This window comes from Mycobacterium sp. TH-M82, from assembly GCF_057473605.1.
The window spans coordinates 21,286-27,455 of the sequence record NZ_JBYCKY010000643.1 but is presented as its reverse complement, the minus strand read 5'-3'; the positions used below and the strand labels follow the sequence as shown (position 1 = coordinate 27,455).

General features: G+C 62.5%; 5 protein-coding genes. 4 read left to right on the top strand and 1 reads right to left on the bottom strand.

The window, feature by feature from the left end; translation table 11 throughout:
* Positions 1-110: 110 nt before the first annotated feature.
* On the bottom strand, positions 111-1,199 hold the full coding sequence (locus tag AC2VON_RS18945) for an IS110 family RNA-guided transposase (RefSeq protein WP_201790550.1): 1,089 nt from the start codon (positions 1,197-1,199) through the stop codon (positions 111-113).
* A 305-nt stretch (positions 1,200-1,504) separates the two neighbouring features.
* On the opposite strand from AC2VON_RS18945, the gene AC2VON_RS18940 reads away from it, so the two are divergent.
* The 4 genes from AC2VON_RS18940 to AC2VON_RS18925 all read left to right on the top strand — a co-directional run bounded on the left by AC2VON_RS18940 (position 1,505) and on the right by AC2VON_RS18925 (position 6,170).
* On the top strand, positions 1,505-2,539 hold the full coding sequence (locus tag AC2VON_RS18940; RefSeq protein WP_084027985.1) for an IS110 family RNA-guided transposase: 1,035 nt from the start codon (positions 1,505-1,507) through the stop codon (positions 2,537-2,539).
* Between the two features lie 443 nt (positions 2,540-2,982).
* Positions 2,983-3,846, top strand: coding sequence for an SDR family oxidoreductase (locus tag AC2VON_RS18935; RefSeq protein WP_464508820.1), 864 nt, complete (start codon positions 2,983-2,985; stop codon positions 3,844-3,846).
* Positions 3,847-3,875: 29 nt separating this feature from the next.
* Positions 3,876-5,558 carry a class I adenylate-forming enzyme family protein gene (locus AC2VON_RS18930; protein ID WP_486954325.1) on the top strand — a complete coding sequence of 561 codons (1,683 nt, stop codon included), beginning with the start codon at positions 3,876-3,878 and terminating at the stop codon, positions 5,556-5,558.
* A gap of 207 nt (positions 5,559-5,765) precedes the next feature.
* Positions 5,766-6,170 (top strand): SCP2 sterol-binding domain-containing protein, encoded by a 405-nt coding sequence (locus AC2VON_RS18925; RefSeq protein WP_084027989.1) that lies wholly within the window; start codon positions 5,766-5,768, stop codon positions 6,168-6,170.

Below are 6,170 nucleotides of genomic sequence, written 5' to 3'. Positions count from 1 at the left end.
CAAGCCGTCCTCGCCTTGGCCCGCCGACGCCTCAACGTCCTGTGGGCCATGCTGCGCGACCACAGGATCTATCAACCCACCGCACCTAACGCCGCGGTGGCTTGACAACTTCATTGAGATTCTCCTATGTCAAGCCGCTGCCGGTTGGCAAGCGTTTTGACGGTTTTTTGATCGGTGTGTAGGTGGTGGAAGACGACACGAGCGAGGCGCCGTTTGAGGCAGCGCAGGGCTTCGGTACTGGAGTCGCCGGTCTCGAGTCGCTTGCGGTAGTAGGTCTGGCCAAGACCGGCCAGACGGATCTGGGTGATTGCGATGCGATGTAGCGCGGCGTTGAGTTGGCGGTTGCCTGAGCGCGTCATCCGGACCCGGCCGGCGGTATTGCCCGACCACACCGGAATCGGTGCGACCCCGCTGTGGCGGGCAAACGCGGCCTCGCTCTTGAACCGGGTGACCCCTGCGGCCTCGCCCACGATTTTGGCTGCGGTGAGTTCACCGCAGCCCGGCATCGCCAGCAGCGCAGGGGCTGCTGCGCGGACGCGTTCACCGATACGCTTGGCCAGCATGTTGATCTGCTCGCTGAGTCGGGTGATATCGGCGAGCTCGTCACGGGCCAGCTCTGCCACCAGCCCAGGTGTCAGCTCCAGCCACGCCGCGAGTAGGGCGGGGTGCTTGGCCAGGTCCAGCGAGCGCGGTTGCGGAGCGTGTGCCGGATCAAGTTCGTGGACCCTCCACAGCAGTCGATTGATCGTCGAAGTTCGTTGTGCGACAAGGTCTTCACGCCGATCAACCAGTAGCTTCAACTCTCGTGACACCTCATCATGGGAGGCCGCCGGAAGATCGGGCTCACGCAGCACCGCCCGGGCCACGGCCAACGCATCGATCGGATCGGACTTTCCTCGGGTACGCGCCGAGGCCCGCACCTGAGACATCAACTTCGGTGGCACCCGCACCACCTGCTGCCCGCAGGTGAGTAAGTCGCGTTCCAACCGCGCCGACAGATGCCGGCAGTCTTCGATACCCCAGCACAGGTCCGGCCCGAACTCCGTGATGGCCCAGCGCAACGCTTGGTGATGTCCGGCGCTGGTCGCCGTAACGACCTTCTCGCCAAGCTTGCGCCCGACGTCGTCGACCGCGACGAACGTATGCGTGCGCTTGTGGACATCGGCTCCAACAACAACCATGGTGGTTGCCTCCTTCACTGTGAGGTGACGGTTGGGCCGGTCGGCGGACACATCTCAGTCGGGGGCGGTGCCACGCTCCTGACTTGTTGAATGACAGACAGCCGGATGCCGCGAGGATCTTCATCCTCGTAGCGTCCGAGGGTGCCGGATGGCACTGGCTCGCACTGCTCCTTGCCGCCCGATGGGCTGGCTCATTGATAGCATGCCACCGCCTTCCGGCACCCTCGCGGTGTGGTTCGACAGAGGCATGCAAGTAGACCGACTTGAAGTCAGGATGCCCACCGCGCACGCCCCCATCCCAACGAGCGCAAGGACGGCCATCTGTGATCCTGATCGGCATCGATCCGCATAAATCCACTCACACCGCAGTGGCAATCGACAGTTCCGGCAACAAGATTGCCCAGCCTCGATTCCCGGTCAATGCAGGCACTTTTGGCCAACTGATGGCCTGGTCCCAGCGCTGGCCCGAGAGTCGATTCGCCGTCGAGGGCGCTCGCGGTTTGGGCCGCGGTATCGCTCAGCAGCTCGCTGCTGACGGCGAGCATGTCGTCGACGTGCCCTCCACGCTCTCCGCACGGGCGCGGATGCTGGCCACCGGTGGGGACCGAAAGACCGATGCGGCAGACGCACTTCATGTCGCGCAGGTCGCATTGTTCCGGCCAGATCTGCGCCAGGTGTGCTCCGAAGACCAGGCCACGATCCTGCGGTTGTTGACCGAACGCCGCGACGACCTCGTCAATGAGCGCACCCGGCTGCTCAAACGGCTCCATGTCCTGCTGCGCGATCTGATTCCCGGAGGCGCCCCGATCGACCTGTCCGCCGACAAGGCCGCCGAACTTCTTCGACGGACCCGGCCAGTCACCGCCACTGACTGTTGCCGGCGAGACCTCGCCCGAGACCTTCTTGCCGACCTGCGTCGCCTCGACCGCACCACCAAAGACAACGAACATCAGATGCGACATGCCGTCGACGCCAGCAGAACCACGCTTACCAACCTGCCCGGGGTGGGCATCGTCCTCGCTGCGAAAATCCTCGGCCATGTCGGCAACATCGATCGGTTTCCTACCGAGCATCACTTCGCCAGCTACACCGGCAGCGCACCGTTGGAAGCCTCCAGCGGCAACAAAACCCGGCATCGACTGAACACTGGCGGTAACCGATCCCTCAACTGCGTGCTCCACATCATCGCGACGTGCCAAATCCGAGACACCGGACTCGGGCAGGACTACTACCGGCGCAAGGTCTCCGAAGGCAAGACGCCCGCTGAAGCTCGCCGAGCCCTCAAGCGCAGGCTCTCCAACGTCATCTACCGCACAATGAAACGCGACCAACGGAACCTCCTTCCCGACGCCGCTTGACACACAGAGGCGCTATCAAGTCACGCCGACCGGTCCTTCACACTTGATGCCGACAAAACGCATGGACGCCAACCCGAAGGCGGCAGCGAGTCTACGAGCCAGACATCAGGTGATCAGGATCCAACCACCGCAACACGCGGCGACCTCACCCTGACACTGATTGGGACTCTAGTTGGTAGCGCCCGACCGGCATCCTCGCTCCTGTCGGAAGAGACCAGATTCGATCCGCGAGTCCCGGGAGTCGTCGACGGTCACCGATCGAAGGCCGGAACCAGGCGGGCGTCTTCGAGCATGCCGGGCCGGGTGGCACGAACCGGGGATGGCGAGCAGCAGGGGCGGATGGCAGCCCCACTGCGTCGATATTTGCATGCTTGACTCGTCTCAACATTTTAATCTAGCTTAAACAAAGCAAGCAGCACGTTACACCCGTGGAGGAATCACAAGTGCCCGGAGTGCAAGACAAAGTCGTGATCGTCACCGGAGCCGGGGGCGGCCTGGGCAGGTCCTATGCGAAATTCCTTGCTGCCAACGGCGCGCTGGTCGTCGTCAACGACTTGGGCGGGGCTCGAGACGGATCTGGGTCGGACTCCAGCATGGCCGACGCGGTGGTCGAGGAGATTCGGGGTGCTGGCGGTCGGGCGGTCGCCGATTACTCGAGCGTGGTCACCCGAGAGGGGGCCGAGGCGATTGTCGCGACCGCGATCGAGCAGTTCGGGGCCGTGCACGGAGTGGTAAACAACGCGGGGATCCTGCGGGATGGAGCATTCCACAAGATGACCGACGACAACTGGGATGCAGTGATCAAGGTCCACCTCTACGGCGGTTACCAGGTAACTCGGGCGGCGTGGCCGTATTTTCGCGAGCAGAAGTTCGGTCGGGTCGTGATGGCCACCTCAACTAGCGGGCTGTACGGCAATTTCGGCCAGGCCAACTACGGAGCAGCCAAGCTGGGTCTGGTCGGCCTGATCAACACTTTGGCGATCGAAGGCGCGAAGTACAGCATCCTGGCAAACGCGGTCGCCCCGATGGCGGCCACCCGGATGACCGCCGACATCGCACCCCAAGAGGTCTTGGACAAACTAGACCCTGACCACGTCGCACCGGCCGTCGGTTACCTTGTCTCCGAGGAGAATCGGGGATCCGGCTCGGTGTTCGTGGTCGGCGGCGGGCTTGTGCAGCGGGTCGCACAGTTCCAGAACGACGGCGTCACCTTCGCCACGCCGCCGAGCCTGGAGGAAATCACCAACCGCTGGACCGATATCAGCGACATGTCGGGTGCCAAACTCGGCACAAATCCGGTGGGATAGCACTAACCCAACATGGCTGGGCATCGCCGTTGACCGCAGACATCGAGACGCGAAGAGAAGCACTTCGGCAGAGCTTTCCGGTGTGGCGAGCGCATACGCTTGCCGAATGGCTGGACATCTGCGCCGGCCGGTACGGCAACCGTCCTCTGGTATTGACCGACCACGCGCAGCTCAGTTATGCCGAAGTGGCAGAAGACTCCAAACGGCTGGCTGATGGTTTTGCCGCACTCGGTATAGGTCCGGGCGATCGCATCGGCATGATCATGGCAAATTACCCCCAGTTTGTGGCGGTGAAGTTCGCGATTGCGCGGGTCGGCGCGATCGCGGTTCCGATCAATTTCTTCTACCGACGCGACGAGTTGGGCTACCTGCTTTCCGATTCTGGATGCCGACTGCTGGTCACCATGACCAGCTTTCGCGGACTCGACTACCAGTCGATGCTCGATGAGATGTTGCCGGGTTGGGCTTCGCCGCGATCGAAAAAGGGCTGCCAGGTGGTGCTGTTCGACACCGACAGCCCTGCACGGCCCGGCTGCTTGACGCTGGCTGGTGTGGCGGCTCTTGGGCGTCAAAACCGTGGCGCCGCGGATGCTTTCGTTGCTGATCCCGATAACGCCTGCGACATGCTCTACACCTCCGGTACTACCGGCTCCCCCAAAGGGGTCCTGGTCACCCATGATGCAGTGCTGCGCACCGCGTACGCATCGGCACTGACGCGAGCCTACGAGGACGGCCGGCGCATCTTGTTCTCGCTGCCGTGCTATCACATGTTCGCTTACATCGAAGGGTTGTTGTCGGTGATGTTCACCGGCGGCGCGATAATCCCGCAGACCGCATTCAGCGCCGAGGGATATTTCGCTGGAATTGAACGCCACCGAGCCAGCGATATGCTCTGCGTTCCCACTATGGCTGTTGCGATGGTCGAGAGCGCGGCCCGCCGAGACTACGATCTGAGCTCCTTGCGCGCGATCCTGTGCGGGTCGGCGCCGGCACCGATCTGGTTGTGGCAGCGGATCGAAGAAGAGTTCAGCGTCCGCGAGATCGTCACAGGTTACGGAATGACCGAGTGCGGCGGAGCGATGACGTTGACGCGTCCCGAAGACCCCCTGTATTTGACATCCGAAACTGCCGGAAAGCCGAAAATTGCCGGAGCCGCATCGGTCCGGGGCAGCGAGGCACTCGTTGTGTACAAGGCGGTGCATCCAGAAACGGGTGAGGACTTGCCGATTGGCGACGAAGGTGAGTTGGTGTCGCGGGGACCGACGGTGATGCTCATGTACTGGGACCGTCCCGACGAGACGGCGGCGATCCTGCGTGACGGATGGCTTTTCTCCGGTGACCTCGGGCGGGTGCGCACCGACGGCTACCTCGAGGTGACGGGCCGCAGCAAAGAGCTGTACAAGAGCGGTGGTGAGCTGGTGATGCCCAAGGAGATCGAGGACGTGTTGGCGGCACACGAGGAGATCAGCCAAGCGTTCGCCGTCGGCTTGGTCGACGACCGCTGGGGCGAGATCGGGTGTGTTGTCGTCGTTCCGGTGCCAGATGCCGCACTGACCGAAAGCGATGTGCTCGAGATTTGCCGGGCACGACTGGCCCGCTTCAAAGTGCCCAAGCGGGTGGTTTTCTGTCATGCCGAGGACCTGCCGACTACGCCGACCGGGAAAGTTCAAAAGTACCGGCTCGTGCAGCAGCTGACCTCCATGGCCCGTTGATCGAATCAGGCGTCTGATCGATGTGCGCGCTCTCAGAGTGGCGGCGGCGCAGGATGCTTCCTCGCCATGCAGGCGGGCGGCCACGCGCCTTGACCATAAGTTGGCTTATGGTATCGTCGTCTGTGACGGGGGTCATAGCTGCGTTCAGAGTCCGGATAGCACCCTCCGAACTGGCAGAATTAAATCGAAAATAAATTAAGGATGACAATGGGGTTTAAAGACTCGGCGGAGGTCACGAAGTACATCGGCGGGATTTTCGAGACCGCCTTTGAAGATGAGGAGATCGGGCCCAAACTGGTCGATACCGGACTCGTGGTCGCGTTCGACTTCACCGATCCGGATGCTGTCGTTGTCATCGACATGGCCAACAAGTCGGTACGTGAAGGGCTAGAGGGCGGACCGGCGCCATCGGCGACCATGTCGATGACAGCCGATACCGGCAACGGGTACTGGCAGGGCAAGGTCAACCTGCCGTTGGCGATGGCCAAGAGGAAGATCAAGGTCGACGGCAATGTGGGAAGTCTGCTCAAGCTGGCTCCGCTGGGCAAGAAGCTCTATCCGACCTACATCGAGCGACTCAAGAACGACGGTCGCGACGACCTGCTCGTCTGA

Bases quoted from the DNA above. Each gene is read 5' to 3' on its own strand.
- AC2VON_RS18925 (WP_084027989.1), top strand. From the start codon at position 5,766: ATGGGGTTTAAAGACTCGGCGGAGGTCACGAAGTACATCGGCGGGATT.